This is a genomic window from Bacillus sp. FSL R5-0434, from assembly GCF_038004745.1.
GTDB lineage: Bacteria > Bacillota > Bacilli > Bacillales > Bacillaceae > Bacillus > Bacillus halotolerans.
This window is the reverse complement of the sequence record NZ_JBBORV010000001.1, coordinates 3,072,753-3,097,450: the sequence shown is the minus strand read 5'-3', so window position 1 is coordinate 3,097,450 and position 24,698 is coordinate 3,072,753. Positions and strand designations below refer to the sequence as shown.

The following is a 24,698-nucleotide window of genomic DNA, read 5'->3' as shown; positions in this document are numbered from 1 at the left end:
AGACCGCTGATCTTATTTAAGTACAAGATAATTGTACAACAATATGTTACAGATTAAAATTTTGTATAAGAAATTCATACTTTTTGTTGACATACAAGATTCTTATACTTAAAATAAAGACGAGAAGTACAAGAAACTTATACAGGGGGTGAGCAAATGAAAAATCACAACCTTGTTAAAGCCCGAAAAGCGAAAGGGTTGACACAAGAAAAATTAGCAAATCAACTAAAGTATAAAAAATCCACTATTTCAAACTGGGAGAACGGTTACTCTACACCAAAAATGGAAGATGCATTTAGGGTGGCTGAGATATTGGGTTGTGATATTAAAGACCTTTTTTTAAATCAAAAAGGACAAGAATCTCATACTATGATTATATAAGTATGAGATTATCGAACAAAAATCTTTGACAAAGATAGTTCAACTAAACTTTCATAGGAGGTTACGAAATGGCTCGCAACACAATGACTGTTCAAGAAGCTGCTGAATACCTCGGTGTTCACCATGACACGATTTACACAATGGTTCGTGAAAAAGAAATTCCTCACTTCCGAGTACGCACACGCATTTTCTTCACTAAGCACAACATAGATGCGTGGATCGAAGCGCAGGAACAAGAAAATATGAAACAAGCGCAATAGCAAAGGACCTACTGAACGAAAATTTCCGTTTGTGAATGACAACTCTATTAAGGAGGTTCATGAATGAATCAATTGCAACAAGTATTCAATTATCAAGATCAGCAGGTTCGGACAGTTGTAAAGGATGGACAACCTTGGTTTGTCGCAAAAGATGTCTGCAATGTACTAAGTCATTCAAATCACAAAGTAGCGGTGTCCCGGCTCGACGAAGACGAGGTAAGTAAAGTTTACCTCACCGATTCATTAGGACGTAATCAAAAAACAACCGTTATCAATGAAGCTGGTTTGTATTCACTTATTTTAACTAGTAACAAACCAGAGGCTAAACAATTCAAAAGGTGGATCACTCATGAAGTCATCCCGACAATCAGACAAACGGGCGGCTACGTTGCAAATGACGAGTTATTCATCCAAACATACTTGCCGCAAGCTGATGAAAACACAAAGCTGCTTTTCAAAACAACTCTTCACACTATGAAAGAGCAAAGCAAACAAATTGAAACCATGAAACCGAAAGTGATTTTCGCTGAGGCGGTTGAATCGTCCGAGTCCTCTGTGCTTGTTGGTGAATTAGCGAAAATCATCCAGCAAAACGGTGTAGATATCGGGCCGAACAAATTATTTCAATGGTTGCGTGACAATGGGTATCTGATTCGCAAAAAAGGTGAGTCATTTAATCTTCCAACTCAACGCAGTATGGATATGGGCCTGTTTGAAATCAAGAAAAGAACTGTAAGCAATCTTGACGGTTCTATTAGGACTACACGCACACCAAAGGTAACCGGTAAAGGTCAGATTTATTTTGTAAATAAATTCATTTCATCTCAATCGGCTTAATCGCCTTCACTCCACAACTTTGAGGAGTGAGTTACTAATCTCCACAATTTTGGGGAGATTGAAATAGCCGTTATGGCAAAGGGACAACACTTTATTAATTAAATTTTACCAAATAATTCCCCGTGAAACAGGAGGAGAACATATGTCGAACAACCCGTATAAACTCGATAATTTACCAAATATTATGCGTGAAGTTAGAAAGGCAATAGGATTTACGCAATATCAGCTTGGGCAACTACTCGGCGGCAAAGATCAGCAGTATGTTTCAAATGTCGAAAAGGGCCTGAGCACACTAACGCCTGAACTCTGTATCAAGTGGTTTGAGGTATGTGGAGCATATGAACACATTGATCTTGTGCATTACTTGTTCCGTCTCCATCCAAGGGCGACAGCGCCAGTCGATCCGGCTTTGAATGTAAGCCCCAGCAAGGCTTTAATCAATTTCATGAAACAGACAAAAGAATCACTTGATGCTGCAGAAAACATTGCACTCTGGTTGGCAAACGAACGGCCCGGCCGTGTCGAGGCTCTCCCCATGGGTGATCTTAAAGAGATTCTTGATCTCGGCCCGGCTATTGATACTCTCTTCTATGCCTTATCTAGAAGTCATGGTCTAAAGATGCAGGAGCTTGCAGAAAAGTGGACACGAAAAGCGTTAATGGATCAAGTTGCAATGTCAAAACAAGAGGAAAGGCAGGCTATGCTCGTATGAAACTCAATCAATTCTTGAAATCCGATGTAGAAGTCGCAAAGCGAAAATCAGATTCAGTTGAAAGTATGGCTGATCTATTACTGGCCTCTTTAAAAGATGGTGATTATGAAGAAGCTTTAGATATTCTTGGCAGTATTAAAGCAAATATTGAAGATTTGAAACGCATTTCGAATAAAGGGTTGTTATATGATACGGCATTAAAAATGCAAAAGCGAGGCATTGATTTGTCATTGGTACGCAGGAGCTTAGGCTGATGGTTCACTTTGTCCACAAACCAGCAACAGCGTTGGAGGTCAGAGCATGGTGTGAAAGAATCCGAAATCATAGCGCACTGCACTTGATTTGGGATGAACGCACAGCAAATTACAGAAAGGAGAATATGAATGATCGAAAATCCAATGATTCTAAACAACTGGCACGACAAGCTGACTGAGCCGGAAACACAAAAGGATTTTTTCGGGGATGAAGTTACGCCAGTCGATGATTATGTAATCGATTGCGGCGCAGTGATCTTGAGAGAGAACCTTGATCGTTATCTGAGGGAACAGCTTGGTTTCAAATTTAAAAATGAGCAATAAAAAAGCCCACACGGCAATGTGGACTTGGTAAGGCGTTTTGACTCAAATATTTACTTAATTATACCAAAACGCCTTATAAAAATCAATGGAGGTTTTATACATGGCTAAAGCAGTTAAAGTGGCATTCAGCGAGCGTGCAGAGGATCAGCAACGTTTAAGACAGGTCGGTGGTTCGATTGTGTTCAGTAAGGGCAAACCACAATTCCAATTCCCTTCAATGGACCATTACCGGGAATGGCAGCGGCTTGGAACAGAAGCTTACAAAAGAAAGGTGGCTGAAGCACAATGAATGGATTATCACAGGTAGATTACTCAGATTACATGCCGGCCTCTCAGCAAGCAGCCAGCGTGACTACAGAGGCAATGGTAAGTCGGCAGGCGCAGGAAGTACAGGCGGCTATGGTTATTGCAAAGAAATTCCCTCGGGACGTTTATGCGGCGTTTGAACGAATTAGAAAAGCTTGTGAAAGACGATTGTTAGCTGAAAATGCTGTCTATGAATATCCACGCGGCGGAAGTAAAGTGTCAGGACCATCAATTAGGTTGGCCGAAGCACTGGCGCAGAATTGGGGCAACATTGATTACGGAATCATGGAGCTTGAGCAGAAAGCCGGGGAATCCTCTGTCATGGCCTACGCATGGGACCTTGAAACCAACACACGACAAACCAAAATTTTCACTGTGAAACACGAAAGAAAGGCAAAGGGAAAGATCACAAAACTAGATGATCCACGCGATATTTACGAAATGGTTGCCAACCAAGGAGCTCGACGTGTCCGTGCTTGTATTCTCGGTGTCATACCTGGTGACATTGTCGATGCTGCGGTTGATATGTGTCAAAAAACTTTAATCAGCGGCTATAAGGAGCCTCTGGAAGATCGTCTCAGAAGCGCGCTGTCTCTCTTTAAAAAAGAGTTTGGTGTTACTAAGGAAATGATTCAGGAGTACATCGGTAGCAATTTAGATGCATTCACAGAGCAAGACTTTCTCAAAATAGGCCGCATTTATACAGCGCTTCGTGACGGTATGGCAAAGAAGGAAGATTACTTCAATACCAAGGCTACAGGTGCAACAAAATCAAAGGCTGAGGAAGAGTTCAAAAAGCAAAAAGAGCAAGCCGACAAGCCTACTGATAGCAAAGAAAAGGCGGGTGATCCTGCTAATGCGGATACCGGCGCTAAACAAGGAGAACTATTATTCTAACGAGATTGATAGATACTACATGTCGAACTCTCAATATAAAAGCTTTCTTCAATGTGAGGCAGCAACGATGGCAAAGATTAACGGAGAATGGACGCCCCCAACATCGGAGGCCCTTCTCTTCGGTCAATACGTTCATGCCTGGCTTGAAGGTGAACAGGCTTTTGATGAATTTAAGAAGAACACACCTTCACTATTTACTCAGAAAGGCCAACTGTACAAGCAGTATCAGTTAGCTGATTTGATGATTGAGGCAATTCAACATGATGATCTCTGTATGTTTGTTCTTCAAGGAGAAAAGGAAGTCATCGTAACTGCTGAATTGTTCGGTGTTCCGTGGAAAGGAAAGCTGGACGTATACAACCCAGCTGGCGGCCGTTTCTCCGATCTAAAAACAGCAAGGTCATTGCGGGAGAAAGTCTGGGACCCGGAAATAGGATATTGCTCATTTGTTGAGGCATACGGATACATCGCTCAGATGGCGCTTTACGCAGAAATTGAAAAACGGATGACAGGGCGTAACGAATGGCTTGAACCCCTGATCGTTGGAGTGTCTAAAGAAGACCCACCGGACAAAGCGGTTATCAATATAGACGAGGGCCGAATGGAAGTAGAGCTCGAAGAAATTGAAAAGAGAATGGAGCGCATTATTCAGGTTAAATACGGCGGAGAGAAGCCCTTACGGTGCGAAAAATGCAAGTATTGCCGTGCCACTAATCAACTGAACAGCATCATACATTTTTCGGAGTTGGTTAGCTGATGGAAAGGGAAGTGATCAAGGTTCCTATCCCTCATTGTTATGTCTGGCTTGTGAAGACGGTCCGACGAGATATGCGAAAAGACTTGTACACCCGATATGTTACTGACTATCTCAAGAGAAATGAACCTACTTTGAGATTAGTTGAAATAGACTTCAAAGCTTTGACAGCACTGTGCGAAAGGAAGTAGGTGAGCCATGAACTACCTGAAAGAAATGAACGGCTTCATGAATTGGCTGGAAACGAATCCGTTGTCTGCTACAACTCAAGCATTATGGTTTCATCTTTTGCACATCAACAATAAGGCAGGGTGGCGAGAGTGGTTCACCACTTCAAATACCACTTTACAAGCAAAGATCGAGATTTCCGAAAATACGTTGATCAAACACCGAAAGATGCTGATTGATCTTAAAAGAATTGAATATAAGCCGCAGGGGAGGAAGGCAGGGCAATACAGGCTGATATCTTTTGAAACGCCTGTAATCAAACAGGAACCATCTGAAAATCCTGTTCCGGAACCTGCACCAGCAAAAGAAGAGCAGCAGGAGGTTGAGAAGAAAGTGAAAGGTAACGTATTTGCATTTTTCGAAGATGAGGGATTCGGCCTACTATCATCGTTTATGGCTGAGAAGCTTAATAGCTTGATAGATGATTATGGTGAAGATAAGGTGCTGGAGGCAATGAAAGAGGCAGTAACGCGGAACGCTCGCAATTTGGCCTACGTTCAGCGCATTCTCCAGTCAAACAAGAACAAAAGTAAGGAGTGGCAACATGGAAAAACACAAAACGCACAGTACAGACGCGGCAATGGCAGCAATACTGAAGAAGCTTCAGGCAAAGTCAGCCCAATTTTTGGCGGGGTCGGACGGCTCAGAAGAAAAGGCTGATTATGAATGCCCTAAATGTAAGGATCAGCTCGGATATATCGAGAACAGAGACGGCTATGAAGTCTGGGTCCGGTGCAAATGCATAGAACGTAGGCGCATCCGAAAACTGATGAATTCTAGTGACATAACTGCTGAATTTGAGAAGTTGAAATTCAAGAATTTCACAACCGAAGGAAAGCCGGCTGTTGTGAAAGATGCTTACGATACTGCGGTGGAATACTACAAGGATTTTGACAGCATCCAGGGCACCCGAAGCAACAGCATTGCCTTGCTGGGGCAGCCGGGTTCAGGGAAAACGCATTTACTGACAGCTATTTCAAACAAGCTGATCAAATCGAAGAATATTGCGGTTCAATATTTCCCTTACGTCGAAGGCTTCAACGATCTGAAAGATGACTTTGACAAGCTGGAAGAAAAACTCAATCGCATGAAAGAGATTGAAGTGCTGTTCATAGATGACTTATTCAAGCCTATGAATGGAAAGCCCCGGGCAACCGATTGGCAGGTGGAGCAGACATACTCCGTCATCAATTATCGGTATCTGAATCATAAGCCGGTCTTAATCTCGAGTGAATTGGACATCGAGAAACTTGTGGAGATTGACGAGGCGCTTGGCACCCGGATTTATGAAATGTGTGCGGACTATTGCGTGATCATCAAGGGTGACAGAATGCTATTAAATCATAGATTGGCAGGGTTGCGGAATGGTTGAGAAAACGAACGTTAATGGATCCATGGGAATGTATTTGTTCGGGCCTGCTGAACAAAAGGGCGGCAAGGACCTCACACCGGCTATCCGGGTGCTTGAGGAAAAGATCAGACAAATGGAGCTGATGCGCAGTGCTTAAAGCGGTGATCCTGCTGCCGGCCATCATACTCACGGCGCCAGCAAAAGAAAAGCAGATTCAGCAATGGGAAGAGAATGACGGGAGGTAAGGGAAATGAGGGAAATTAAGTTTCAAGGTATCTATAAGCCAACAAAAGAAAAGTTTATTCCGCACAATATCAATTTTAATAGCAAAACAGTCGTGGGAGATTTTGATGGGGAAATAGGCGACTGGTGTCATTTCTCTTTAGAACCAAGCGGGTATGGTGATGTTTGGTTAAGACAATACACCGGGTTGAAGGACAAAAACGGTCGGGAGATTTATGAAGGGGATATTGTAATTGATAAGCGCAAGAACTCTGCAGAAGTAGTTTTTGATGATGGCTGTTTCTGTGTAATTGGATATTTGGGAGATTTACGGACCCATCCAATTCGTGATTCCCTATTTTGTGGTGAAAGATTTGAAGTCATAGGAAACATCTACGAAAATCCAGAGCTTTTGGAGGCATCACATGCCAGCAAATAAGTACGGAGCAAGAAAAACACAGGTGGACGGCATAACGTTCGACAGCCGGGCCGAAGCCAAATACTATGAGCAGCTGAAATGGCTCAAGGTGAGCAAGCAGATCAAAGATTTTAAGCTACAGCCACGCTTCCTACTGCAAGAGGCATTCAAAAAGAACGGCAAAACTTTTCGGAAGATTGAATATATTGCAGACTTTGAGGTTCATAACTTGGACGGCAGCATCGAGATCATTGACATCAAGGGCGTAGAAACAAAGGAATTTGCGATCAAACGCAAGCTGTATGAGCGGCTTTATGATACGCCACTCAAGGTGCTGGCTCTTGATCAGTCACTCGGCTTCATCGAGCTGGACGAGCTGAAAAAGCTGAAAAAACTCAAAAGAAAGGCGGGAAAATCCACTGTTAAACGTGGTAATCGCAGACGATCGGCCGTTGTGGGTGCAGGAAGAAGATAAGCTCATGGCCTGTATGACACGTTGCTCTCAGTTTAAGGCATGCGCCAGCCGAATGGGTTCTGATTGCAAGAAGCTCGGCGGTACGGAAATTCCCAAAATCAATTCAGGAGGTAGATACCATGGAACAGCAAAGCATCAATCCTTACAAGCCAGGACCGGTTGAGGAATGGAAGATGACGCCGGAACAGTTGGCCGAATACGTGAAAAAGCATCCAATCGTTTACCGGGAGGAACTGAAACCATCGCCAACATTCACTATGGCCGGATGGAAACCGGATCACTATTAAACACAAAAAAAGAAAGCACCGAAGCGTTAGCCCCGATGCTCTGATATGAACTGGTACTTCTATCATAGCACATGCACAGGGGGCGCGCTAGGTGAACAAACCACAGGAAATTAAAAATAGAGATTTGAGCATTGGAGAAAGTATCGAGCCGGGGAAAATCCGCATCATTATTTTAGACGGAAATGAGGGCACTGCACATGTCCTGGATACCCCGGAACACGGTGACACAATCATTCAAACAATTAAGGGCGGTCTGGCTCGTTTAGATTATAAGATCGGCCACAAATTCAAATAGCAGGGGCTTTCCCCTGCGGGGGAGGAACGGACATGAAAGAAAGAATTGAACGTCTAAAAAAACTGACATACATTCCTCAGAAGGAAATTGCTTGGCTTATTGAGCAAGCTGAACTGGCTGTTAAGCAACGGGAAATCATCGAGGAAAACAAACGCCAGCAGAAAGTAACGGTTCATCAGTTCCGGCAGGCTCAAAAGGACATTCAGCATCTAAGCGGGGATAGGAAACGATACAAACAGGCGTTAGAGAAGATCATTACCAATCTCAATTTTGCGATAACAGTTGCCCAAAACGAATTGGAGGGTGATTTGAAATGATCCCTTTACAAGTTGAGCTGCAGCGGGCAGTCAAAGCCACGAAAGACGAAGCGATGACAGTTGAGCAGGCGGCGGAATATTTGAAAGTGCATCCAGATTACATACCGGTGCTCGTGGCAAAGTCAGACGATCTGAAAATGATCGGTGATGAAACTATCATTGCAAAGCGTGATAAGACAAACGGCTGGCTCATTGGGGCGATGGTTTTGGTTTTATTCTTTGCGATTGCAGTCGGCTGGGAATAGGGGGTTAAGGTATGGCGAGATCACCTTTGATCTGGTTCGGCGGAAAAGCAAAATACGCCGAACACATTATAAATAAAATGCCTGCCCATAAGGTGTACGTTGAGCCTTTCGGTGGGGCAGCCCATGTAATTGCTAATAAGCCGAAAATGGGACATGAGGTATATAACGATATCGACGGCCATGTAGTGAATTTCTTGATGCAAGTTAGGAAGGATCCCAAGGCAATGCAGAAAGCTTGTGAATCCATTCCATACAGCAGAGCGCTCTATGAGAAATGGAAAGCCGAGGAATACCCGTCAGATGATTTTGAACGGGCCGTCCGATGGTTTTACATGAATCGTTCCGGCATTAGTAAGGGGAACGCAGAGAATGTACCACAGACTGGATGGAGGCACAGCACGCAAAGCGGCCAGAACCCAGCGGGCGGATACATAAGCGCCTGTACTGCCTTCCAGTCCTTTGCTAACCGCATGAAGGGCGTCATGATCGAATGTAAGGATTTTCGCAACATCATTGAGAAATACGATAGCCCCGATACTTTGTTTTATGTTGATCCTCCATATGTTGGTCGTGAGAAGTTTTACGCTGGCGGCTTCACGGAAGATGATCACCGGGAACTGGCCCGGCTGTTAAATCAGGTCAAAGGTAAAGTGATCCTCTCTTACTACGATGATCCTTTAATACTCGAGATCTACCCAAATTGGGCGACAGAAACCTTTTCAGCGTACAAGCAGGTAGTTGGCGGATCCGGAAAAGACCGAGGGGCCGAAGAAATGTTGCTCTTCAATTACAAAATCACTCAGCTTAGTTTATTTGATTAGGAGAACACGACCATGAAAAGCATCGAGTTATTCGCAGGAATAGGCGGGATTGCGCTTGCTGCTGAATGGGCTGGGATTGAAACAGTCGCATTCTGTGAGCGTGAACCCTTTTGCCAAAAAGTATTGAATAAGAACTTCCCGGGCGTTCCCATCTTCGATGATGTACGCACCTTGAATAGACAGCTTTTAGAGGAAAAAGGAGTGATTGAGCCAGGTGGAACAATTGACATTATTTCAGGAGGATTCCCTTGCCAGCCTTACAGTATTGCCGGGAAGCGAAGAGGCACGGAAGATGACCGCGACCTCTGGCCGGAAATGTTTAGGATCATCAAAGAACTTAGACCCACAGACCGGGGGATGCGAAAAATCGTCAGGGGGGGCGTTCATTAGTCGATTCGGTGTTATGGCCGACACCGACAGCGAGCGATTACAAAGGACGGGGACCAAACAGCAAACAGCAGGGTCTGCCGGAAAAAGTGAAGCTATTTCCCACACCGACAGCAAGGGATTGGAAAGGGCGAACCGGCCCGAACTGGAATCATCAGACGTTACCCGATGCAGTTCTCTGGCCGACTCCGAGAACAAAAGGGATGTGCGGCGGCACCGGATCATTTCAGACAATGATGGATCTACAGGAAAAGGGAGTTATTACAGAACAGGAACGGAAACAGATGACAGCAGGCAACGCTGGCCAGCTGAACCCGACGTGGGTCGAGTGGCTCATGGGGTTCCCAACCGGGTGGACAGAATTAAAGGATTAGGCAACGCGGTTGTGCCTCAGCAGATTTACCCGATATTCAAAGCGATTATGGATCAGGAGGCGGCATCATGATCGAATACAGATGCCCTGAATGTGATTACAGCAAATTAGATATAAAAATCCGCCCAGAAGCCTGCTGCCCGAAATGCGGCTGCAGCATGGGCGTTGAGGAGGAAATAGCATGAATCTACAAAAAATGTTTGAAATGCAAAAGGTGCTTGATGATCGGATCATCAAAGAAAAGGGGCTTGAGGGGCAGGACTTGCTGCCGAACCTCATCCTTGCTCTACAGGTCGAGCTTGCCGAGTGTGCGAATGAATGGCGCGGCTTTAAGCATTGGAGCAATGACCGGGAACCTAGAATTTGTGTAATAGATAAAAAGGGACAGACTGCAAAAGAATATTATAAAAACCCACTCCTTGAGGAATACGTGGACTGCCTGCATTTTATCTTGAGTATTGGGAACCGGATTGGATACAGCAATAAAAACACAAAAAAATTGGAGGGAGGAACTTTAAGATCAAATTTAGATGTCGCTGATCAAGTCGGAGTTTTTAGCGACGTGTTTGAAGCAATTGTGATGGTAAGAGAAGATATTTCCCTCAGTAGATTAGGACCAAAAGCTAGTTATGCGCTATTATTTCGACGTTTTAACAATTTAGGTAAAATGCTTGGGTTCACGCCTGAACAGATCGAATCCGCATACATGGACAAAAACGCCGTCAACCATCAGCGTCAACAGGAGGGGTATTGATGAACCACACTGACAACCCGATCATTTCAGCCTTACAAACAATTGAAGGAGGAAGAACAATGAATTTCTATGAAATCACTGAACCATATTACGCACTGATCAAAGCGGAAGACAAGGCGGAAGCCGAGAAAATCTTCAATGAAACCGTCGCTGACACAGACGAATACGAAAATTTTCAAGAAGAGGAAATCAACGTGGTAAGCCGTGATTATGCTCTTATCGAATTTACGAAAGCGGGGGACGGAGAGGGAAATCTTGAATCCACAAAATTTATCATGGAAACGTTCAACAAACCGGAAAGCGAGACCCTTATTATGGACGGTTCCCTACTATGAACACAGCATACAGAGTTTGGGACGGCGAGCAGATGCATTATTGGGATGATGGTGAGCTGAGTCTTATTATCTCAGGTGGAGAATGGGGACTGTATCGCAATATCGTAGGAGCTCTTTATCCCATCCGTATTGCGTCTAGCACACAAAAAAATGCGGCTCTCATGTGGGGCACAGGGTTTTTCGAATACGGTGTAATTTATCAAGCAGACATCATAAAGGGCAAACGGGAATCAACTTGGCATCCGGGTTATGACAAAGTATTGGGGAAGGTCGAATTTTCAAAAGACACTCACGGATTTTACATAGAGGGAATGGGAGCAGGCCCTTTATATAGAATCGAGCCGAATTTTGAAATAATCGGCGACGTTTACCAAAATCCTGAGTTATTGGAGGACGCGGAGTGATGGATGAAATCCCTTGTATCAAATGCGGGAAGATGACAGGTGCAGATATGACTATGTGTTGCGATGGTCGGGAGTGCGGATGTATGGGGCTTCCCATTCACCCGCCTTTATGCGAAGAATGCGAAAAGACATTTTTTAAGGGGAGAGCGGAAAATGAATAAAAAACCTGTGAAATCAGTCAGAGCCGCAAGTGTAAAAGAAGTGTGTGAAAGGATACAAGAGGCGTATAATCTGGGATTTATGATAGAGGTTTATCAATTTTCGGCATCAGGCGGAGCCTATAACCCTAACTTGTTTATGGTTGATCTGTTTATGCCTGTGAAGGAGGGCGCGGAGTGATGAAAATTGTGAAAGTAAAAGATAGGTACGTGAAAAGCTATTCTGTGACTAATCAAAAAGTGGTATTAACGAATGAAATAAAAAAAGCTCATGTATTCGGAAAATCCTTCACTATTGATTTTATATCTCCTGAAGGACTGGCTGAAGCAATTGGCGGCGAGGTTATAGAATCACCTAAAGTTTGGACAGTTATCGACGAGAGTGAAGCAGAATTATGAGGCATAACCTATGATTCTCAGGATACTGTTTCTGCTGATGGGATGCGGATTCTGGATATATTTCCAACACGATTACAGGCCGGACATGAAAGCGAACCTTGCTTTGATAGGGGCAATCATTTCATTCACGGCTGCGGCTTACTTTAAAGATATTGATAAGTATATAGAGAAGAGGGAAGACAAGTGATAATAGCCTTGAAAATAGTTCTCCTGTTGGTTCTGGTTATCTCTCTTATGGGAGTTATAGGAGAGGATAAGGATTCACAGCTGCGGAATCACTTAACAGCAATATGTATCACATCAATTATCGGCACTATTGCTACATACGTGCTGCTTTAACTAAATAAGTCCAAGACGGAAAGCCTGCGGACACTGAACTTACAGCATTAGCGCTGTTTGTTTGGTGTCCGTTTTTTATTTCGCAACTATCTGGATGTCTATCGCGATTACTAACGGTGAAAGGAGTGATGAGACATGAAACAGTCCAAAAAGAAACCATCACAGAAGCAACAGGAGCGCTCAGATCGTTTCTGGCAATCAATGATGAACACAAACATGCAAACACTCAGACGCGGCAAAGGCGGCGCTTATAAACGCAGAAAGTAAAAGGGGAGTTTCAGGATGAAATACGGATTCGTTTATAAAAACGGAAAGCTTGTAAATATCTTTTGCGGCAAAGAAGAGCTCTATAACGAGTTGAAAGCCTTCTTGGTCAAAACCTTCAGTATCAGCGTGAAAGAGGTATCACGGCCTCGATATATCGCAGAGCAAAAAGCAAACAACTGGAATGACACTTACTCTATTTAACTATCAGGAGGGAAAGCACTATGACAGATCAAATGATTGCATGGGAGATTGAGGAATGGATTCGTGATTATAAATTCATGCTGCGGGAGATTAAAAGGCTCAATCGTGTATTAAACAAAGTGGATTTTATTGGCGGAAAGCTCACTGCAACATACGGGGATGAAGCGGGCATGCCAAGGGGATCAGCAGGCGTCAGTCAGGCAGAACTACGGCAGATGGACCGAAGAGAGAGACGGCTCCACAAATATGAATCTATTGTGCATTACCTGGACAACGCAATGGAACACATTGAAGAAGAAAAGCACCGCATCGTCTATGATTGCATGATGGAAGGCATGAGCTACACTGCTATTGCAAATCACCTTGATTGCTCCCGGGATACCATCAGAAAGATCAAAACAGCCATAATCGGCAACATCGTCAATAAAGTCAAAGAAGCCAACTTTCTGCAATATTTGAACTCGTTTAAATCGGCGGTGTAAAATGGGAGGCAGGATCGGCGCGGCGGATTATTCCTGCGTCACCACCAATTTCATACAATGAGTAAAGCCTCCCAGCAGTAAGTGAGGATCAACTCAACTGGGAGGCTTTACACAGTGAATTCGGGTGATAAAACAGCAGCAGTATTGCGTAGAAATTAATATCCCCGACAAATTATGGTTTTATTCAACAGTTTCGTTCGACAAATTTTGCAATTAGTAAAAAAGAAATATCTTCCACCGATGTAATAAGTGGGAGGTGATAAAGTGAGTAATTATCCATACAAACATGATAAAGGTAGCCTTGTTTATAAAGTGGAGAATTATAAATTCCGTTTTCGAGGAATACATGCTGCTGAAATTGAAATAGCAGATGTACCAGGAGAAAATGCAGCATTTACATTCCAAATCGAAGAAAACAAAACGTATTGGGGCGATGTGCCATCTGCCTTGCTAGGAAAGCTGCACTCAGGTTGTGAAGAATTAAAACCTTTTGGGGTTGAATTGACTTTTTACAATGACAAAGATGCAGCTATACAAGTTGCTACTGATACCATCGAAAAAATCCTAAACAAGTACAAAGCGCCAGGGAAATTAGATTTTTAATATTCTCTAGGCATCCAAAAGCATCCTTCGGGGTGCTTTTTATATTCTCTGTAAACTGCTTCCGGTAAGTCTCAGGATAGACAATTGGCGGTTAACGGCTTGAGCACGGTGGTGGTTTAGAGGGAATATCTTTTCCAAAACAACACGAATCAGAAGGGGGCGGCGGTGAATGTAGATGGCCGAAAAGCACATTCAGGCGTATAAGGATTACGTCAAAGGCATGAAATACAAGGACCTTGCCGAGAAATACGGGGTGTCAGTGAACACCATTAAATCGTGGAAGCAGCGGCATGGTTGGGAAAGAAAAAAGGGTGCACCCATTGAAAAAAGGGTGCACACAAAAAAAGGCGGGCAACCGGGCAACAAAAATGCATTAGGGAACAATGGCGGCGCACCACAGAAGAATCAAAATGCTGTGACTCACGGCTTTTTCTCTAAATTCCTGCCAGAAGAAACGCTTGAGATTATGGAAGAGATTCAGGAGCGTTCGCCTGCTGATATGATATGGGATCAGATACAGATTCAATATGCAGCCATTCTCCGGGCGCAGCGCATTATGTTCGTGCAGGATAGAGATGATGTTGCAAAAGAGCTGAAAAAAGCGAAATACGTTTATCGTCCTGAAGAGGATGAAGACGGTAACGAGTATTTTGAAAAGTCCATTGCTGAAGAAGAGCTTGAAATACAATTCGCTTGGGATCGTCATGCAACCTTCCTGAATGCTCAATCTCGGGCAATGGGAGAGCTCAGGAGCTTGATAAAGCAATTTGACCAGCTGGCGCATGAAGAAGACGAGCGACGCCTTAAATTGGAGCAAATGCGCTTGAATATCGAGAAGGCGAAGAAAGATATTAACGGCGATAACGGAAACTCTAAAGAAAATGAAGTTGCTGCCATGCTGCGGAAGATGGTGAAGCCTCATGGAACTTAACTCAAAGCAGCAAGAAGTATGGAACAGCTTTATTGAAGAGCAGCCGAAAATCTTAATATGCAGTGGGGCGAAAAGGGCAGGGAAAACATTCGTGCTCCTTTTGACGTTCCTCGGGCATATCAGCAAGTATCAAAACATGGGGCTTTCTTTTATCATCGGCGGGGCAACTCAGGCTTCTATAAAGCGGAATATCTTAAATGATTTAGAGCTGATCCTAGGGAAAGAACTGCGCCTTGATAAAGCGAATGCCGTTGAGATATTCGGCAACCGTGTTTATTGCTTCGATGGCGCAAATGCAGACTCATGGAAGAAAGCGCGGGGGTTCACATCAGCTGGCGCATTCTTAAACGAAGCGACGGCTCTGCATGATTCATTCGTGAAAGAAGTCATTTCCCGTTGCTCCTATAAGGGCGCAATGGTCATGATGGATACAAACCCTGAAAACCCTATGCACACTGTCAAAACGGATTATATCGACAAAGACGGGCAGCGGCTGAAAAACGGCCGGCTGAACATCCGGTCTTTTCACTTCTCGTTGTTTGATAACAACTTTCTTGATCCAGAATATGTCGAAAGTATTGTTGCTTCAACACCGAGCGGCATGTTTACGGACAGGGACATTTACGGCTATTGGGTAGCTCCAGAAGGCGTAATATATAAGGATTTCAACAAAGACAAGCACTATATCAGTTCAGACCAGTTAAAAGAGAAACAGGGCAGGTTTACAAAATACTTCGCTGGCGTTGACTGGGGATATGAGCACCCGGGTTCTATTGTCGTAATCGGACAAGATGACCAAGGGTGTTTTTATTTGCTCGAAGAACATTCCAAGCAGCATGAAGAGATTGATTACTGGGTTAAGGTAGCAAAGGACATCAAAGAGCGATACGGCAACATTAATTTCTACTGTGATACGGCTCGGCCTGAACACGTTGTTCGTTTCCGACGTGAAAAACTTCGGGCTATCAATGCTGATAAAGCTGTCGTATCCGGCATAGAAGAAGTGGCGCGGCTGTTCAAACAAGAACAGCTTTTGGTCGTTGAAGACAAAGTTGACCGGTTTAAAAAAGAAATCTTTATGTATGTCTGGAATCAGAAGACAGGCGAACCGGTTAAGGAATGGGACGATGTTCTGGACTCCATACGTTATGCCCTTTACACAAACAACAAACCAATGAGACGAAAAGGGAAGGGGTGATCATGTGAATCATTTGATAGATAAGATCAGAGCTTCAGGCATTACACCTGAATTGATTGCAGACATCATCGAAGCGCATAAAAACGATCATGATAGAATGAAAAACTTATATGATCGATACAAGGCAGAGGTTCAGGGTGTACCGATCTTAACCAGAGAAGCCATTGAGTATGAGGATTTCGAGACCGGCCATGTTAAGCGGATAGATCATAAGGTTAATAACAAGCTTAATAACTCATTTGATTCAGACATTGTTGATACGAAGGTGGGCTATCTCTTCGGGCATCCGATTACTTACGAGTTTGACGATAAGCGAGAGACTGGCACTACTTCAACCAGAAAGCAAATGATTGATGATTTCAACACTCTGAATAATATTGCTGACGAAGATAGTGAATGGGGAAAGATGGCTACCATTTGCGGCTACGGAGCGCGGCTTGCATATATCGACCGGAACGGTAATGAAAGAGTCAAAAACATTGAACCATGGGAAGCGGTTTTCCTCAGTGATGGGAATATTCATGAACCGGAATATGCTTTGCGTTATTACGAGACATATAACGGGCAGCAAAAAGCGGAATTTTATGATAGCAAAACGATTTATTATTTCAGTACGAAGGATAGTTCAGCTTTTACCTTGGACGACAAAAAGCCCCATATGTTTGATGGCTGCCCTTTATTCGGGCTGGCAAACAATAAAGAGCTCAAAGGCGATGCCGAAAAGGTATTGTCTCTTATTGATGCCTATGATCGGACACTGTCAGACGCCTCAAACGAAATTGAACAGTACAGACTGGCGTACTTGATCCTAAAGGGATTGGGAGCCGATGAGGACACACTCCAGCAACTTAAAAAGACTGGAATTCTTGAGCTATACGATGAAAAAGACGATGTCAGCTACCTGACAAAGGATATAAACGACGCGATCATTGAAAACCATTTGAACCGTCTGGAAGAAAACATTCTCCGTTTTGCAAAGTCGGTAAATTTCTCTGATGAATCATTTGGGGGAAATATCACTGGCGTTGCAATGAAATATAAATTGATGGCCCTTGAGAATAAGTGCATCACGATGGAACGGAAAATGACTGCTGCTCTCCGTTATCAGTACAAGTTGATCTTTTCAGCTTGGGCAACGAAAAATAAAGCAAAAGCAGAAGATTATTTGAAAGTATGGTTCGGATTCAAACGCAATCTGCCAGCCAACGTACTTGAAGAGGCACAGACCACAGCTCAGCTTAAAGGAAACATCAGCGAAGAAACCCGTCTATCTCTCCTGTCGTTTGTCGATGATGTTCAGTATGAGCTTCAGAAGATGAAAGATGAAGAAGAGGAGTACAGGAAAAGTATGCCGCCGTTGAGAGAAATCCCAACGGATACGGGCGGTGATGAAGATGAACCAGAATGATATTGATAAGTACCTGGATGACATGATCACAGAGGACGCGAAAAAGATTGATGTCGTTTTTGCTCAACGGCTGAAAGAGATTAATCAACAAATCGCGGCTCTTTATGCAAAATACAGCAGAGACGGTCAACTATCCATGGCTGATATGAATAAATACAACAGGTTCAAAAAAGAAATGGAGCGCATGACTGAGGAATCCAGTAAGGCATTCAAAACTATCCTCACAATCGTTGAGGCTTTGGCTGCTAAGCAATTCCTTGAGAGTTACATGCGCTCTGCCTATTTGTACGAGATGGAAGCTGCAGTTGATTTAGGCTTCAGCATCCCTACAGTCGAAGTAATCAAGCAGGCCATATTAAACCCGATAGCCGAATTAACTCTCTCAGCCTTATATAAGCGCCACAGAGATGACTACGTCCGGCAAATACAGATTTCAATTGCTCAAGGGATTCAAGCTGGTGAAGATTACTCCAAAATTGCCCGGCGCATTGAGCAAACGACCGAATTTGCCCGCAGAAAGGCTCGTGACGTGGCGAGAACAGAGACTCATAGGGTACAAGTCTCGGCGAGGATGAAAAGCGCTGAGCAGGCTTCTAAAAAGAGCAAACTCGAAAAGATGTGGAATGCTACCCTTGATCTTAAAACACGAGGCGGGCACAGGAAGCTGGACGGGAAGACAATAGAACGAAATGGGCTATTCAAATCAATATATGGCGGCGTCGGACCGGCTCCGGGGCACATGAATAATGCCAAGGATGATATTAACTGCCGTTGTACGATTGCTTTCAAAGTAAACGGGGTGCTGCCGGATACTAGAAGAGCCCGTAAGCGCGGCAATGGCGCTGGAGAGACTATTCCATACCAAACCTACGAAGAATGGTACAAATCCATTGAGGAAAAGGGGAAATGATGATGGCTAAACTAGAAATCAAGCTAAATGAAGAGGGGAGAAAAAAGCTTGAATCACCTCACATGCATCCATTAAGGTTTAGTGATTATGACATATTGATTGATGGCCAAGAACCTAGCTTAATAACTGATTTATCGCTGCATATGTCAACGGAAACATTTAATGAATGCACTATTAGATTTACGACAGAACATATCGACATAGATGCTGAAACTCTCGCATCGTTGCAAATGATTCATAAAGAAAATAGTCAAAGTGAAGAAAAACAAACGAGGTTTGAACAGCAGTGATGTTCTTTGAAGTTGAGTACACAAGTGACGATTATTATGACTGTTATCCTCATCAGGTAGGGATTTACCCTACGTTCGAAAAAGCTATGGAGAAAGCAACTGAGTTGTCAAATGGAGAGTATCCACCTGCTGAAATAGATATATGGCAGTGGGAGTTAAAGCAAAATGAATATGTGAAAATCAAGAATTGGAATAAACACGAATTTGATGCTGATTTCAAAGAAGTTAAAGAGTAAATCAATTATCCCCGTCCTGAGCATGACGTTAAAAGGCTTATTTTTCATGCACTCATAACAGGCGCGCACTGTAGAGGGCAAAGGAGGAAGAACTGTAATGCCAACATTAGACGAAGTGAAAAAATTTCTCGAAGAAAATAAAGAGAATGAAGAAGTAAAGTCGTATCTGAATGAACTTTCTGCCGTGTCAGCTGACAAGGTGAATGGGTTTTTAGATACAGAAGAAGGTAAGCGTCTCATTCAGCCTCGATTGGATTCCCATTTTACGAAAGGCCTTGATACATGGAAGTCGAACAACCTCGATGCTCTGGTTGATGCAAAGGTAAAAGAGCTTTATCCGGAGGAAACAGAGGAACAAAAGCGCATCAGGAAGCTGGAAAAGGAGCTGAAAGATCAAAAGACAGCAGCACAACGTGAAAAGCTTTTAAACAAAGCTGTCTCTTATGCTTCTGAAAAGCAACTGCCAACAGATGTAGTGGAATTCTTTATCGGTGAGGATGAAGAATCAACGATGAAGAACCTCGGAGCATTCGAAGAGAAGTACAATACTGCACTTCAAAAGGCGATTGAATCCAAGTTTCAAGAGAACGGCCGTGATGTTCAGTCCGGCAGCAATGAAACGACAAATCAAAGTTTAGATATTAGCTCGCTTGCAGCTGAAGCAAGTATTAGAAAATAAGGAGGGCTATCTTTATGCCAACATTCGATCCAAACAATGTATTGATGCAAGACGCAGTAAACGGGAAGGTCCCAACTGAACAAGGAACCCTAGTTTTAAGGAAGTTTATGACGCAATCGGCGGTTACACAACTAGCAAAATTTGAAGAAATGAATAAACCGGTGAAAGAATTCACGTATTTGGCTTCTGGACCAGGGGCTTACTGGGTTGGAGAAGGCGAGAGAATCCAAACTTCTAAGGCACAATGGTTAACTGCAAAAATGGTTTCTAAGAAATTGGGTGTTATCATCCCTGTTTCTAAAGAATTCTTGCGCTACTCTGTCACTGATTTCTTTACACAAATGCGTGATTCAGTTGCTGAAGCCTTTGCAATTCAATTTGACCAAGCAGCTTTATTTGGTATCAATTCGCCATTCGGTGAAGGCGTTTCGGTATTTGAAAAAATTAAGGCATCTGGTAACACTGTTGCTTTAAACTCACTTGGCAACCTATATGACGAGCTTAATGGAGTAATGGCGTTAGTTGAGGATGCTGATAAGGATGTAAATGGCTTTACTACTACACGCCGATTCCGTCAAAAACTCCGCGGCACTAAGGACGGTAACGGGCTTCCAATCTTTAACGATGCGACAGGCGGCGCAACATCGCAGGCTCTTGGACTTCCGATCGGCTATGTTAATTCCAAGTCATGGGATTACGATAAAGCGGCATTGCTTGCGGCAGATTGGAATTATACTCGGTACGGTATCCCGCAAGGAATGGAGTATAAAATCTCTGAGGATGCAACGTTAACTACTGTTGTCGACGAAAATGGCGATCCTATCAACTTATATGAGCGTGACATGGTTGCTCTTCGTGTGACTCAGCAAGTCGGTTTCATGACATTGACTGATGATGCGTTTGCAGCTATTACACCAGCAACGGGGGCGTAAGTTGATGGGATACACATCTAAAAACTATAAAACTAATAACGGCGACAAATTGGTGATCGGCGGCGAATTAGAGATCAAATCAGGCGCAAAAGTGACCGGCTTGCCCGGTTCAACGCCTTCTGCTAAAAGCATCACTTCTGAAATGATTGGCGACGGAGAAGTGAAAAACATCAATATTGGTGAGGGTTCTGTTCAAAGTCGAAACATCGGGTCCGGCAGTGTACAAAATGCCAATATTGCTGCAAAGGCTGTTACGTTAGCCAAGCTTGGTGATGATGTAACTGCCAAACTCACTGATATTGAAAACCGCCTGAAAGCACTGGAAGGAGGAAGCGCGTGATATGAAAGCATCTAACGGTTCCAAAACAATTGAATGCACTGAAAAGGCTTTTGAGGTGGTTTACTCACATATTGGGTTTAAGAGAGTGGATGAGGTCAAGAAGCCAGCTGCCGATCTTCTTGATATGACTGAGGCTCAACTGCAGAAAGTAAATAAAGATGAGATTATTGCTTTCTTGAAAGAGAATGAATATGAGTTTGATCCAAAAGCGCCTAAAGACGAACTGATCAGGATTGTCTTGGGTGAAGAGTAGGTGATTCAGTGGACATCGGACAAGTAAAGCGAATGACAGGGATTAAGACAGATAGACATGACGAATATTTGTCTGAAATAGTCCCTAATTTGATTGAGTATGCCAGTGACTTTTGTAATAACAGTTTCGATCTGGAGGCTTTGCCAGCTGGAGTGAAGCTTTTTGTTGCGAAGGCTGCAGAATATAACATGACTCCTTCTGGACTCTCGGGGAGAAGCATGGGGGATGTGTCGTATTCGTACAATACAGAATTTCCTCGGTACATCACAAAGCACCTTACGCCATATCGAAGGCTGAGAGTTAAATGATTTATGAGGAATTCCCCCACGAAATCATGTTTCAGCGGATGGGTAAGGTGCCGGACGGTGGCGGTGGTTATGAAGAAGGTTACGTCGATTACATCACAACAGAAGCTTTAGTCAGTGGCGTCAGTTCCCGGGAATATTATCAGGCTCAGCAGCTGCAAAACCCGGTTGAATGCAACGTGTATTTCCCTTATCGGACTGATATCGAGAAGACAATGAGGATCATTTACGAAAATAAAATTCTCATTCTCAAATCAGAGCCAATTGATCAAGGCGGCATGCATGAAGTCTTGAATCTGAAATGTCAGGTATCGGGGGTGCTGGAGTCTGATGGCAAGAGTTAGCGGCAGATGGGTCAGGCAAATGCGCAGAGCCACTGAAGAGTTCAGGAACAATGTGATTGAAGAAGCAAAACGTATTGTAACTGACACGGCCGAGCTGATTTACAGCAATGCTGTTTTAAATGCTCCAACGGCCATGATAGACGGCGGGAACTTGAAAAACTCAATAGAAATCGACTATCGGGATGGCGGCTTAACGGCCGTTATTTCTGTTGGTGCTGATTATGCAATTTATGTCGAATACGGTACCGGAATCTATGCGGAAGACGGGGGCGGCCGGCAGACTCCTTGGGTCTATTATGACACCAAGCTTAACCGATGGGTTATGACACGAGGCATGCGGGCTCAGCCGTTCTGGAATCCGTCTATTGAAGAAGGTATGCGGTACTTCGCCAGTCAAATGTGATAGAAAGGGGCTGTCATTATGCGGTCAGCCATGTGGCCGTTGCAGACGGCTATATTTCAAAGGCTATCAACTGATGAAGAGCTGAATGCACGCGTCACTGGTGTGCTTGATGCAGTCTCGAAAGATCAGAAAAAGCCATATGTGACAACAGGCGATGATGATGTTTCGCCATTTGAAACAAAAACGTCTAAAGGTGAAATCATCAATGTTGTTCTCCATTGCTGGAGCGACTATAACGGCAAAAAAGAAGCGATGAAGATCCTTGATTTGATGCTGCAAGCAATAACCAGAGAGCCCTTAGAAGTAGAGGGCTTTTCTTTATGCCGTTCTGAGATGCGCGGCATGCAGGTGATCACCGACATTGATGGTTACACCCGACACGGCATTCTCAGGATGCGATACACAATAAACAATTGAGAGGATGAAGGTAATGCCACAATTATTGAATGGTAAAGATGAAATTTATTTCGTTCAGCCGATGGATGCACAAGGAACAGAAGGGCTGTTCATTGCCTTCCAAACAGAAGGGTCACACACAAAAGAACAGGACACGCTGGATGAATCCACAAAGTCAGGCCGTATTGTCGGTTACGGAACAAAAAATGAAAGCTTTGAGCTAACTTATTATGCTGCTGTTTCAGATCCGGGGCAGGAAGCAATTGAGGACGCTTATGATAACGAAAAGGCAATTAAGGTCTGGAAGGTCAATAAAAACAAAAATAAAAATGATAAGCACAACGCTGTCTATGGTCATGCAATTATTGAAAGCTTGGAATTCAGTCAGCCGCAAGATGGGTTTGTTGAGGTTTCGATAACTCTTCCTGTACTCGGAAAAACATTCAAAGGCGAGTTGCCTCCTCTGCCGGACAGCGTGTTAGCAGCAATTGAATCTTCTGCCGGCGCGACTAAATTTGAGGACTTTGGCAGCACAACTACACCCTAATGCGCCCCAAAATCTATCGTTCACGGCTACTACTGACAGCGTGACCGTGAATTGGGATGAGGTAGATGGGGCAACGTCATACAAAGTGTATAGAGGAGCCAACAAGCAACTTGATGCTACTGTCACAGGCACATCCCACACACTGACAGGCATTGCGGCAGATACCCAGCTGACGGTCAACGTCTCAGCGGTTAATGACGCTGGGGAATCACCGATGACCGAGATCATCACGAGAACTCAAGCGACTGCGCCCTGATATACCCCGTAATATAACCACAACAAGTGTCACTTCTAATCAAGTGGGATTCAAGTGGGACGCGGTGAAAGGGGCGACCTCGTACAACATTTACAGATACTATGCAAAGATAGCAACTGTCACAACAAACTCATATCTGTCCAATCCGACTCTTAAACCCGATACTTCATATATTTTCAATGTGTCCGCAGTAAACGCCGCAGGGGAGTCGGTGTGGTCAGAGAAATTTACGATTCGCACAAATAAAGAAGAAGCATAGGAGCCCGGCTGTTGCCAGGGCTCTTTTTAATACAAAATTTTGGAGGTTTTATATATGGCTCACTTAACAATTGACGGAAAAGATTATGCTGCACGTTGTGATTTTGCATTTGATAGAACAGCAAACGAGAAATATGCGAAAGAAGATAAAAACGGTGATAAATCAGGCGGTACATTAACGATTTACAACAGCTTACTGAACGATGATGCTGTTTATCTTTCTGCATTTTGGGATTGCGCGCTGGCTCACTTGAAAAAAGGCAAACCATCTGTTGAACAGATTGAAGATGCAATTGCCAAGATCATTGAAGAAGATGAAACTGGCAACGCCGTTGATGAGATGGTGAAAGAAGCTTTTAACACACTGGATTCAGCGGGTTTTTTCAAAGGAAAGATCCGTCAGCAATGGAAGATGATGAGCAAGCTGGCGAAACCGAAAAAGGTCAGCCCGAACGAGACACCGGAAATGGAAGCGAAGCGTCTAGAGGAAGACGAAATGAACAAGGACATGCTGGAGACGATGGAGGAAGCGTACAAAGAGAAGACGGGATCGACTATCTCCAAGTAATTGAAAATGCGGCTCGTTGGATGGGAGTCTATGACAACGATGTCATTATGTCATGGACTCCAAACGAGTATAAACGAAAGCTAAAAGCAGCAAAACTCCGTGAAATTGACGAGATGGAAAAGCTGGCGAGAAATGCTATGTTTCATCGCTATGCTCTAAACGAAAAGAGACCAAAAGAGTCAAAGATGTTTGACGCCAGAAAAGCGCGCAGAGAGCTTGAGCGTTCTCTGACAAGCGAGGAAAACAAATGGCGTGAATCAGACATAAACAAGCTTGGTTCGAGAGCTAAAGACGTGCAGATGTTAAATGACGCTGTGCGGTCTTATTTCGGAAAACAATACAAAGAAAAGGGGTGAGG

General features: G+C 43.7%; 47 protein-coding genes and 2 pseudogenes. All 49 read left to right on the top strand.

Translation table 11 applies throughout. The annotated features are described in order from the left end of the window. The first annotated feature begins 156 nt into the window (after positions 1 to 156). The 49 genes and pseudogenes from NYE43_RS16260 to NYE43_RS16010 all read left to right on the top strand — a co-directional run bounded on the left by NYE43_RS16260 (position 157) and on the right by NYE43_RS16010 (position 24,696). Complete coding sequence (locus tag NYE43_RS16260; RefSeq protein WP_101864165.1) at positions 157 to 381, top strand: helix-turn-helix domain-containing protein; 225 nt, start codon at positions 157 to 159, stop codon at positions 379 to 381. 68 nt (positions 382 to 449) lie between these two features. Continuing rightward, positions 450 to 641, top strand: coding sequence for a helix-turn-helix domain-containing protein (locus NYE43_RS16255; protein ID WP_101864166.1), 192 nt, complete (start codon positions 450 to 452; stop codon positions 639 to 641). 63 nt (positions 642 to 704) lie between these two features. Continuing rightward, on the top strand, positions 705 to 1,478 hold the full coding sequence (locus tag NYE43_RS16250; RefSeq protein WP_101864167.1) for a phage antirepressor: 774 nt from the start codon (positions 705 to 707) through the stop codon (positions 1,476 to 1,478). A 142-nt stretch (positions 1,479 to 1,620) separates the two neighbouring features. Next, complete coding sequence (locus NYE43_RS16245; RefSeq protein ID WP_101864168.1) at positions 1,621 to 2,190, top strand: helix-turn-helix domain-containing protein; 570 nt, start codon at positions 1,621 to 1,623, stop codon at positions 2,188 to 2,190. Next, the gene (locus tag NYE43_RS16240; protein ID WP_015715352.1) at positions 2,187 to 2,444 is read left to right on the top strand and encodes a YqaH family protein; all 258 of its coding nucleotides are present in this window, start codon (positions 2,187 to 2,189) and stop codon (positions 2,442 to 2,444) included. Before NYE43_RS16245 ends, NYE43_RS16240 begins: the two co-directional genes overlap by 4 nt. A gap of 129 nt (positions 2,445 to 2,573) precedes the next feature. Next, positions 2,574 to 2,768 carry a YqaI family protein gene (locus NYE43_RS16235; RefSeq protein ID WP_015715353.1) on the top strand — a complete coding sequence of 65 codons (195 nt, stop codon included), beginning with the start codon at positions 2,574 to 2,576 and terminating at the stop codon, positions 2,766 to 2,768. Positions 2,769 to 2,868: 100 nt separating this feature from the next. Then, the gene (locus NYE43_RS16230) at positions 2,869 to 3,057 is read left to right on the top strand and encodes a hypothetical protein (protein ID WP_101864169.1); all 189 of its coding nucleotides are present in this window, start codon (positions 2,869 to 2,871) and stop codon (positions 3,055 to 3,057) included. Continuing rightward, on the top strand, positions 3,054 to 3,971 hold the full coding sequence (locus NYE43_RS16225) for a hypothetical protein (RefSeq protein ID WP_268420601.1): 918 nt from the start codon (positions 3,054 to 3,056) through the stop codon (positions 3,969 to 3,971). The genes NYE43_RS16230 and NYE43_RS16225 overlap by 4 nt, the downstream gene beginning before the upstream one ends. Then, a complete protein-coding gene (locus NYE43_RS16220) occupies positions 3,931 to 4,728 on the top strand; it encodes a PD-(D/E)XK nuclease-like domain-containing protein (protein ID WP_289507956.1) in 798 nt (265 codons plus the stop codon). The genes NYE43_RS16225 and NYE43_RS16220 overlap by 41 nt, the downstream gene beginning before the upstream one ends. A 195-nt stretch (positions 4,729 to 4,923) precedes the next feature. Next, a complete protein-coding gene (locus NYE43_RS16215) occupies positions 4,924 to 5,613 on the top strand; it encodes a DnaD domain-containing protein (RefSeq protein ID WP_101864173.1) in 690 nt (229 codons plus the stop codon). Next, on the top strand, positions 5,498 to 6,325 hold the full coding sequence (locus NYE43_RS16210) for an ATP-binding protein (protein WP_257962802.1): 828 nt from the start codon (positions 5,498 to 5,500) through the stop codon (positions 6,323 to 6,325). Before NYE43_RS16215 ends, NYE43_RS16210 begins: the two co-directional genes overlap by 116 nt. Further along, positions 6,318 to 6,461 carry a hypothetical protein gene (locus tag NYE43_RS16205; RefSeq protein WP_017697390.1) on the top strand — a complete coding sequence of 48 codons (144 nt, stop codon included), beginning with the start codon at positions 6,318 to 6,320 and terminating at the stop codon, positions 6,459 to 6,461. Before NYE43_RS16210 ends, NYE43_RS16205 begins: the two co-directional genes overlap by 8 nt. Positions 6,462 to 6,554: 93 nt before the next feature. Continuing rightward, positions 6,555 to 6,965, top strand: coding sequence for a YopX family protein (locus NYE43_RS16200; protein WP_341062233.1), 411 nt, complete (start codon positions 6,555 to 6,557; stop codon positions 6,963 to 6,965). Then, on the top strand, positions 6,952 to 7,419 hold the full coding sequence (locus NYE43_RS16195; protein WP_341062232.1) for a DUF1064 domain-containing protein: 468 nt from the start codon (positions 6,952 to 6,954) through the stop codon (positions 7,417 to 7,419). Before NYE43_RS16200 ends, NYE43_RS16195 begins: the two co-directional genes overlap by 14 nt. A gap of 119 nt (positions 7,420 to 7,538) precedes the next feature. Beyond that, entirely contained in the window at positions 7,539 to 7,706 is a 168-nt protein-coding gene (locus NYE43_RS16190; RefSeq protein WP_164906843.1) for a hypothetical protein, read from the top strand. A 91-nt stretch (positions 7,707 to 7,797) separates the two neighbouring features. Further along, positions 7,798 to 8,001 carry an XtrA/YqaO family protein gene (locus tag NYE43_RS16185; RefSeq protein WP_089030022.1) on the top strand — a complete coding sequence of 68 codons (204 nt, stop codon included), beginning with the start codon at positions 7,798 to 7,800 and terminating at the stop codon, positions 7,999 to 8,001. Between the two features lie 32 nt (positions 8,002 to 8,033). Continuing rightward, positions 8,034 to 8,318: a hypothetical protein gene (locus NYE43_RS16180; RefSeq protein WP_341062231.1), complete on the top strand. Its 285-nt coding sequence runs from the start codon at positions 8,034 to 8,036 to the stop codon at positions 8,316 to 8,318. After that, positions 8,315 to 8,563, top strand: a complete 249-nt coding sequence (locus NYE43_RS16175; RefSeq protein ID WP_010330964.1) for a hypothetical protein — start codon at positions 8,315 to 8,317, stop codon at positions 8,561 to 8,563. The genes NYE43_RS16180 and NYE43_RS16175 overlap by 4 nt, the downstream gene beginning before the upstream one ends. A gap of 11 nt (positions 8,564 to 8,574) precedes the next feature. Beyond that, on the top strand, positions 8,575 to 9,384 hold the full coding sequence (locus tag NYE43_RS16170) for a DNA adenine methylase (protein ID WP_326230614.1): 810 nt from the start codon (positions 8,575 to 8,577) through the stop codon (positions 9,382 to 9,384). Positions 9,385 to 9,396: 12 nt separating this feature from the next. Next, positions 9,397 to 10,216, top strand: a pseudogene (locus NYE43_RS21755) (DNA cytosine methyltransferase). 109 nt (positions 10,217 to 10,325) lie between these two features. After that, complete coding sequence (locus NYE43_RS16150; RefSeq protein ID WP_341062230.1) at positions 10,326 to 10,898, top strand: dUTP diphosphatase; 573 nt, start codon at positions 10,326 to 10,328, stop codon at positions 10,896 to 10,898. Next, the gene (locus NYE43_RS16145) at positions 10,898 to 11,233 is read left to right on the top strand and encodes a hypothetical protein (RefSeq protein WP_101864184.1); all 336 of its coding nucleotides are present in this window, start codon (positions 10,898 to 10,900) and stop codon (positions 11,231 to 11,233) included. Before NYE43_RS16150 ends, NYE43_RS16145 begins: the two co-directional genes overlap by 1 nt. Then, positions 11,230 to 11,637, top strand: a complete 408-nt coding sequence (locus NYE43_RS16140; protein ID WP_341062229.1) for a YopX family protein — start codon at positions 11,230 to 11,232, stop codon at positions 11,635 to 11,637. Before NYE43_RS16145 ends, NYE43_RS16140 begins: the two co-directional genes overlap by 4 nt. A 153-nt stretch (positions 11,638 to 11,790) precedes the next feature. Next, positions 11,791 to 11,976 (top strand): hypothetical protein, encoded by a 186-nt coding sequence (locus NYE43_RS16135; protein WP_341062228.1) that lies wholly within the window; start codon positions 11,791 to 11,793, stop codon positions 11,974 to 11,976. After that, positions 11,976 to 12,194, top strand: a complete 219-nt coding sequence (locus NYE43_RS16130; protein WP_341062227.1) for a hypothetical protein — start codon at positions 11,976 to 11,978, stop codon at positions 12,192 to 12,194. The genes NYE43_RS16135 and NYE43_RS16130 overlap by 1 nt, the downstream gene beginning before the upstream one ends. A 10-nt stretch (positions 12,195 to 12,204) precedes the next feature. Next, the gene (locus NYE43_RS16125; protein WP_163226413.1) at positions 12,205 to 12,381 is read left to right on the top strand and encodes a hypothetical protein; all 177 of its coding nucleotides are present in this window, start codon (positions 12,205 to 12,207) and stop codon (positions 12,379 to 12,381) included. Positions 12,382 to 12,668: 287 nt separating this feature from the next. After that, positions 12,669 to 12,800 (top strand): hypothetical protein, encoded by a 132-nt coding sequence (locus NYE43_RS16120; protein WP_033884289.1) that lies wholly within the window; start codon positions 12,669 to 12,671, stop codon positions 12,798 to 12,800. Between the two features lie 15 nt (positions 12,801 to 12,815). After that, positions 12,816 to 12,985, top strand: a pseudogene (locus tag NYE43_RS16115) (hypothetical protein). A gap of 36 nt (positions 12,986 to 13,021) precedes the next feature. Further along, positions 13,022 to 13,483 carry a sigma-70 family RNA polymerase sigma factor gene (locus NYE43_RS16110; RefSeq protein ID WP_038428466.1) on the top strand — a complete coding sequence of 154 codons (462 nt, stop codon included), beginning with the start codon at positions 13,022 to 13,024 and terminating at the stop codon, positions 13,481 to 13,483. A 264-nt stretch (positions 13,484 to 13,747) separates the two neighbouring features. Continuing rightward, positions 13,748 to 14,086, top strand: a complete 339-nt coding sequence (locus tag NYE43_RS16105) for a hypothetical protein (protein ID WP_341062226.1) — start codon at positions 13,748 to 13,750, stop codon at positions 14,084 to 14,086. Positions 14,087 to 14,261: 175 nt separating this feature from the next. Continuing rightward, entirely contained in the window at positions 14,262 to 15,017 is a 756-nt protein-coding gene (gene terS / locus NYE43_RS16100; RefSeq protein WP_341062225.1) for a phage terminase small subunit, read from the top strand. Further along, a complete protein-coding gene (locus tag NYE43_RS16095) occupies positions 15,007 to 16,215 on the top strand; it encodes a PBSX family phage terminase large subunit (RefSeq protein ID WP_341062224.1) in 1,209 nt (402 codons plus the stop codon). Before terS ends, NYE43_RS16095 begins: the two co-directional genes overlap by 11 nt. Before the next feature lie 4 nt (positions 16,216 to 16,219). After that, positions 16,220 to 17,623 (top strand): phage portal protein, encoded by a 1,404-nt coding sequence (locus NYE43_RS16090; RefSeq protein ID WP_341062144.1) that lies wholly within the window; start codon positions 16,220 to 16,222, stop codon positions 17,621 to 17,623. Continuing rightward, a complete protein-coding gene (locus NYE43_RS16085) occupies positions 17,610 to 18,533 on the top strand; it encodes a phage minor head protein (protein ID WP_341062143.1) in 924 nt (307 codons plus the stop codon). Before NYE43_RS16090 ends, NYE43_RS16085 begins: the two co-directional genes overlap by 14 nt. A 2-nt stretch (positions 18,534 to 18,535) precedes the next feature. Beyond that, a complete protein-coding gene (locus NYE43_RS16080) occupies positions 18,536 to 18,823 on the top strand; it encodes a hypothetical protein (RefSeq protein ID WP_101864194.1) in 288 nt (95 codons plus the stop codon). Further along, a complete protein-coding gene (locus NYE43_RS16075; RefSeq protein WP_101864195.1) occupies positions 18,820 to 19,059 on the top strand; it encodes a hypothetical protein in 240 nt (79 codons plus the stop codon). The genes NYE43_RS16080 and NYE43_RS16075 overlap by 4 nt, the downstream gene beginning before the upstream one ends. Before the next feature lie 97 nt (positions 19,060 to 19,156). Continuing rightward, entirely contained in the window at positions 19,157 to 19,738 is a 582-nt protein-coding gene (locus tag NYE43_RS16070) for a DUF4355 domain-containing protein (RefSeq protein WP_101864196.1), read from the top strand. Between the two features lie 14 nt (positions 19,739 to 19,752). Beyond that, positions 19,753 to 20,670: a phage major capsid protein gene (locus tag NYE43_RS16065; protein WP_101864197.1), complete on the top strand. Its 918-nt coding sequence runs from the start codon at positions 19,753 to 19,755 to the stop codon at positions 20,668 to 20,670. 4 nt (positions 20,671 to 20,674) lie between these two features. Then, the gene (locus NYE43_RS16060) at positions 20,675 to 21,010 is read left to right on the top strand and encodes a hypothetical protein (protein WP_341062223.1); all 336 of its coding nucleotides are present in this window, start codon (positions 20,675 to 20,677) and stop codon (positions 21,008 to 21,010) included. Position 21,011: 1 nt separating this feature from the next. Then, on the top strand, positions 21,012 to 21,263 hold the full coding sequence (locus tag NYE43_RS16055; RefSeq protein WP_162103256.1) for a hypothetical protein: 252 nt from the start codon (positions 21,012 to 21,014) through the stop codon (positions 21,261 to 21,263). A gap of 8 nt (positions 21,264 to 21,271) precedes the next feature. After that, positions 21,272 to 21,571, top strand: coding sequence for a phage head-tail connector protein (locus tag NYE43_RS16050; protein ID WP_341062222.1), 300 nt, complete (start codon positions 21,272 to 21,274; stop codon positions 21,569 to 21,571). Next, on the top strand, positions 21,568 to 21,912 hold the full coding sequence (locus NYE43_RS16045; protein ID WP_341062221.1) for a phage head closure protein: 345 nt from the start codon (positions 21,568 to 21,570) through the stop codon (positions 21,910 to 21,912). Before NYE43_RS16050 ends, NYE43_RS16045 begins: the two co-directional genes overlap by 4 nt. Further along, complete coding sequence (locus NYE43_RS16040; RefSeq protein WP_041055270.1) at positions 21,899 to 22,315, top strand: HK97 gp10 family phage protein; 417 nt, start codon at positions 21,899 to 21,901, stop codon at positions 22,313 to 22,315. Before NYE43_RS16045 ends, NYE43_RS16040 begins: the two co-directional genes overlap by 14 nt. 18 nt (positions 22,316 to 22,333) lie before the next feature. After that, complete coding sequence (locus tag NYE43_RS16035) at positions 22,334 to 22,732, top strand: DUF3168 domain-containing protein (RefSeq protein ID WP_341062220.1); 399 nt, start codon at positions 22,334 to 22,336, stop codon at positions 22,730 to 22,732. Positions 22,733 to 22,745: 13 nt separating this feature from the next. Further along, a complete protein-coding gene (locus NYE43_RS16030; RefSeq protein WP_341062219.1) occupies positions 22,746 to 23,258 on the top strand; it encodes a phage major tail protein, TP901-1 family in 513 nt (170 codons plus the stop codon). Next, entirely contained in the window at positions 23,200 to 23,514 is a 315-nt protein-coding gene (locus NYE43_RS16025; protein ID WP_341062218.1) for a fibronectin type III domain-containing protein, read from the top strand. Before NYE43_RS16030 ends, NYE43_RS16025 begins: the two co-directional genes overlap by 59 nt. Further along, positions 23,504 to 23,773, top strand: coding sequence for a fibronectin type III domain-containing protein (locus NYE43_RS16020; protein WP_341062737.1), 270 nt, complete (start codon positions 23,504 to 23,506; stop codon positions 23,771 to 23,773). Before NYE43_RS16025 ends, NYE43_RS16020 begins: the two co-directional genes overlap by 11 nt. Before the next feature lie 54 nt (positions 23,774 to 23,827). Beyond that, on the top strand, positions 23,828 to 24,340 hold the full coding sequence (locus NYE43_RS16015) for a tail assembly chaperone (RefSeq protein WP_041055257.1): 513 nt from the start codon (positions 23,828 to 23,830) through the stop codon (positions 24,338 to 24,340). A 20-nt stretch (positions 24,341 to 24,360) separates the two neighbouring features. Continuing rightward, positions 24,361 to 24,696: a hypothetical protein gene (locus NYE43_RS16010; protein ID WP_257962804.1), complete on the top strand. Its 336-nt coding sequence runs from the start codon at positions 24,361 to 24,363 to the stop codon at positions 24,694 to 24,696. Positions 24,697 to 24,698: the final 2 nt, after the last annotated feature.

Bases quoted from the DNA above. Each gene is read 5' to 3' on its own strand.
- NYE43_RS16260 (WP_101864165.1), top strand. From the start codon at position 157: ATGAAAAATCACAACCTTGTTAAAGCCCGAAAAGCGAAAGGGTTGACA.
- NYE43_RS16070 (WP_101864196.1), top strand. From the start codon at position 19,157: ATGCCAACATTAGACGAAGTGAAAAAATTTCTCGAAGAAAATAAAGAG.
- NYE43_RS16240 (WP_015715352.1), top strand. From the start codon at position 2,187: ATGAAACTCAATCAATTCTTGAAATCCGATGTAGAAGTCGCAAAGCGA.
- NYE43_RS16120 (WP_033884289.1), top strand. From the start codon at position 12,669: ATGAAACAGTCCAAAAAGAAACCATCACAGAAGCAACAGGAGCGCTCA.
- NYE43_RS16095 (WP_341062224.1), top strand. From the start codon at position 15,007: ATGGAACTTAACTCAAAGCAGCAAGAAGTATGGAACAGCTTTATTGAA.
- NYE43_RS16130 (WP_341062227.1), top strand. From the start codon at position 11,976: ATGAAAATTGTGAAAGTAAAAGATAGGTACGTGAAAAGCTATTCTGTG.
- NYE43_RS16255 (WP_101864166.1), top strand. From the start codon at position 450: ATGGCTCGCAACACAATGACTGTTCAAGAAGCTGCTGAATACCTCGGT.
- NYE43_RS16040 (WP_041055270.1), top strand. From the start codon at position 21,899: ATGGCAAGAGTTAGCGGCAGATGGGTCAGGCAAATGCGCAGAGCCACT.
- NYE43_RS16140 (WP_341062229.1), top strand. From the start codon at position 11,230: ATGAACACAGCATACAGAGTTTGGGACGGCGAGCAGATGCATTATTGG.
- NYE43_RS16190 (WP_164906843.1), top strand. From the start codon at position 7,539: ATGGAACAGCAAAGCATCAATCCTTACAAGCCAGGACCGGTTGAGGAA.
- NYE43_RS16030 (WP_341062219.1), top strand. From the start codon at position 22,746: ATGCCACAATTATTGAATGGTAAAGATGAAATTTATTTCGTTCAGCCG.
- NYE43_RS16035 (WP_341062220.1), top strand. From the start codon at position 22,334: ATGCGGTCAGCCATGTGGCCGTTGCAGACGGCTATATTTCAAAGGCTA.
- NYE43_RS16110 (WP_038428466.1), top strand. From the start codon at position 13,022: ATGACAGATCAAATGATTGCATGGGAGATTGAGGAATGGATTCGTGAT.
- NYE43_RS16135 (WP_341062228.1), top strand. From the start codon at position 11,791: ATGAATAAAAAACCTGTGAAATCAGTCAGAGCCGCAAGTGTAAAAGAA.
- NYE43_RS16065 (WP_101864197.1), top strand. From the start codon at position 19,753: ATGCCAACATTCGATCCAAACAATGTATTGATGCAAGACGCAGTAAAC.
- NYE43_RS16170 (WP_326230614.1), top strand. From the start codon at position 8,575: ATGGCGAGATCACCTTTGATCTGGTTCGGCGGAAAAGCAAAATACGCC.
- NYE43_RS16195 (WP_341062232.1), top strand. From the start codon at position 6,952: ATGCCAGCAAATAAGTACGGAGCAAGAAAAACACAGGTGGACGGCATA.
- NYE43_RS16055 (WP_162103256.1), top strand. From the start codon at position 21,012: ATGAAAGCATCTAACGGTTCCAAAACAATTGAATGCACTGAAAAGGCT.
- NYE43_RS16250 (WP_101864167.1), top strand. From the start codon at position 705: ATGAATCAATTGCAACAAGTATTCAATTATCAAGATCAGCAGGTTCGG.
- NYE43_RS16180 (WP_341062231.1), top strand. From the start codon at position 8,034: ATGAAAGAAAGAATTGAACGTCTAAAAAAACTGACATACATTCCTCAG.
- NYE43_RS16125 (WP_163226413.1), top strand. From the start codon at position 12,205: ATGATTCTCAGGATACTGTTTCTGCTGATGGGATGCGGATTCTGGATA.
- NYE43_RS16145 (WP_101864184.1), top strand. From the start codon at position 10,898: ATGAACCACACTGACAACCCGATCATTTCAGCCTTACAAACAATTGAA.
- NYE43_RS16235 (WP_015715353.1), top strand. From the start codon at position 2,574: ATGATCGAAAATCCAATGATTCTAAACAACTGGCACGACAAGCTGACT.
- NYE43_RS16245 (WP_101864168.1), top strand. From the start codon at position 1,621: ATGTCGAACAACCCGTATAAACTCGATAATTTACCAAATATTATGCGT.
- NYE43_RS16210 (WP_257962802.1), top strand. From the start codon at position 5,498: ATGGAAAAACACAAAACGCACAGTACAGACGCGGCAATGGCAGCAATA.
- NYE43_RS16015 (WP_041055257.1), top strand. From the start codon at position 23,828: ATGGCTCACTTAACAATTGACGGAAAAGATTATGCTGCACGTTGTGAT.
- NYE43_RS16205 (WP_017697390.1), top strand. From the start codon at position 6,318: ATGGTTGAGAAAACGAACGTTAATGGATCCATGGGAATGTATTTGTTC.
- NYE43_RS16080 (WP_101864194.1), top strand. From the start codon at position 18,536: ATGGCTAAACTAGAAATCAAGCTAAATGAAGAGGGGAGAAAAAAGCTT.
- NYE43_RS16175 (WP_010330964.1), top strand. From the start codon at position 8,315: ATGATCCCTTTACAAGTTGAGCTGCAGCGGGCAGTCAAAGCCACGAAA.
- terS (WP_341062225.1), top strand. From the start codon at position 14,262: ATGGCCGAAAAGCACATTCAGGCGTATAAGGATTACGTCAAAGGCATG.
- NYE43_RS16150 (WP_341062230.1), top strand. From the start codon at position 10,326: ATGAATCTACAAAAAATGTTTGAAATGCAAAAGGTGCTTGATGATCGG.
- NYE43_RS16010 (WP_257962804.1), top strand. From the start codon at position 24,361: ATGGGAGTCTATGACAACGATGTCATTATGTCATGGACTCCAAACGAG.
- NYE43_RS16045 (WP_341062221.1), top strand. From the start codon at position 21,568: ATGATTTATGAGGAATTCCCCCACGAAATCATGTTTCAGCGGATGGGT.
- NYE43_RS16215 (WP_101864173.1), top strand. From the start codon at position 4,924: ATGAACTACCTGAAAGAAATGAACGGCTTCATGAATTGGCTGGAAACG.
- NYE43_RS16220 (WP_289507956.1), top strand. From the start codon at position 3,931: ATGCGGATACCGGCGCTAAACAAGGAGAACTATTATTCTAACGAGATT.
- NYE43_RS16060 (WP_341062223.1), top strand. From the start codon at position 20,675: ATGGGATACACATCTAAAAACTATAAAACTAATAACGGCGACAAATTG.
- NYE43_RS16230 (WP_101864169.1), top strand. From the start codon at position 2,869: ATGGCTAAAGCAGTTAAAGTGGCATTCAGCGAGCGTGCAGAGGATCAG.
- NYE43_RS16225 (WP_268420601.1), top strand. From the start codon at position 3,054: ATGAATGGATTATCACAGGTAGATTACTCAGATTACATGCCGGCCTCT.
- NYE43_RS16200 (WP_341062233.1), top strand. From the start codon at position 6,555: ATGAGGGAAATTAAGTTTCAAGGTATCTATAAGCCAACAAAAGAAAAG.
- NYE43_RS16085 (WP_341062143.1), top strand. From the start codon at position 17,610: ATGAACCAGAATGATATTGATAAGTACCTGGATGACATGATCACAGAG.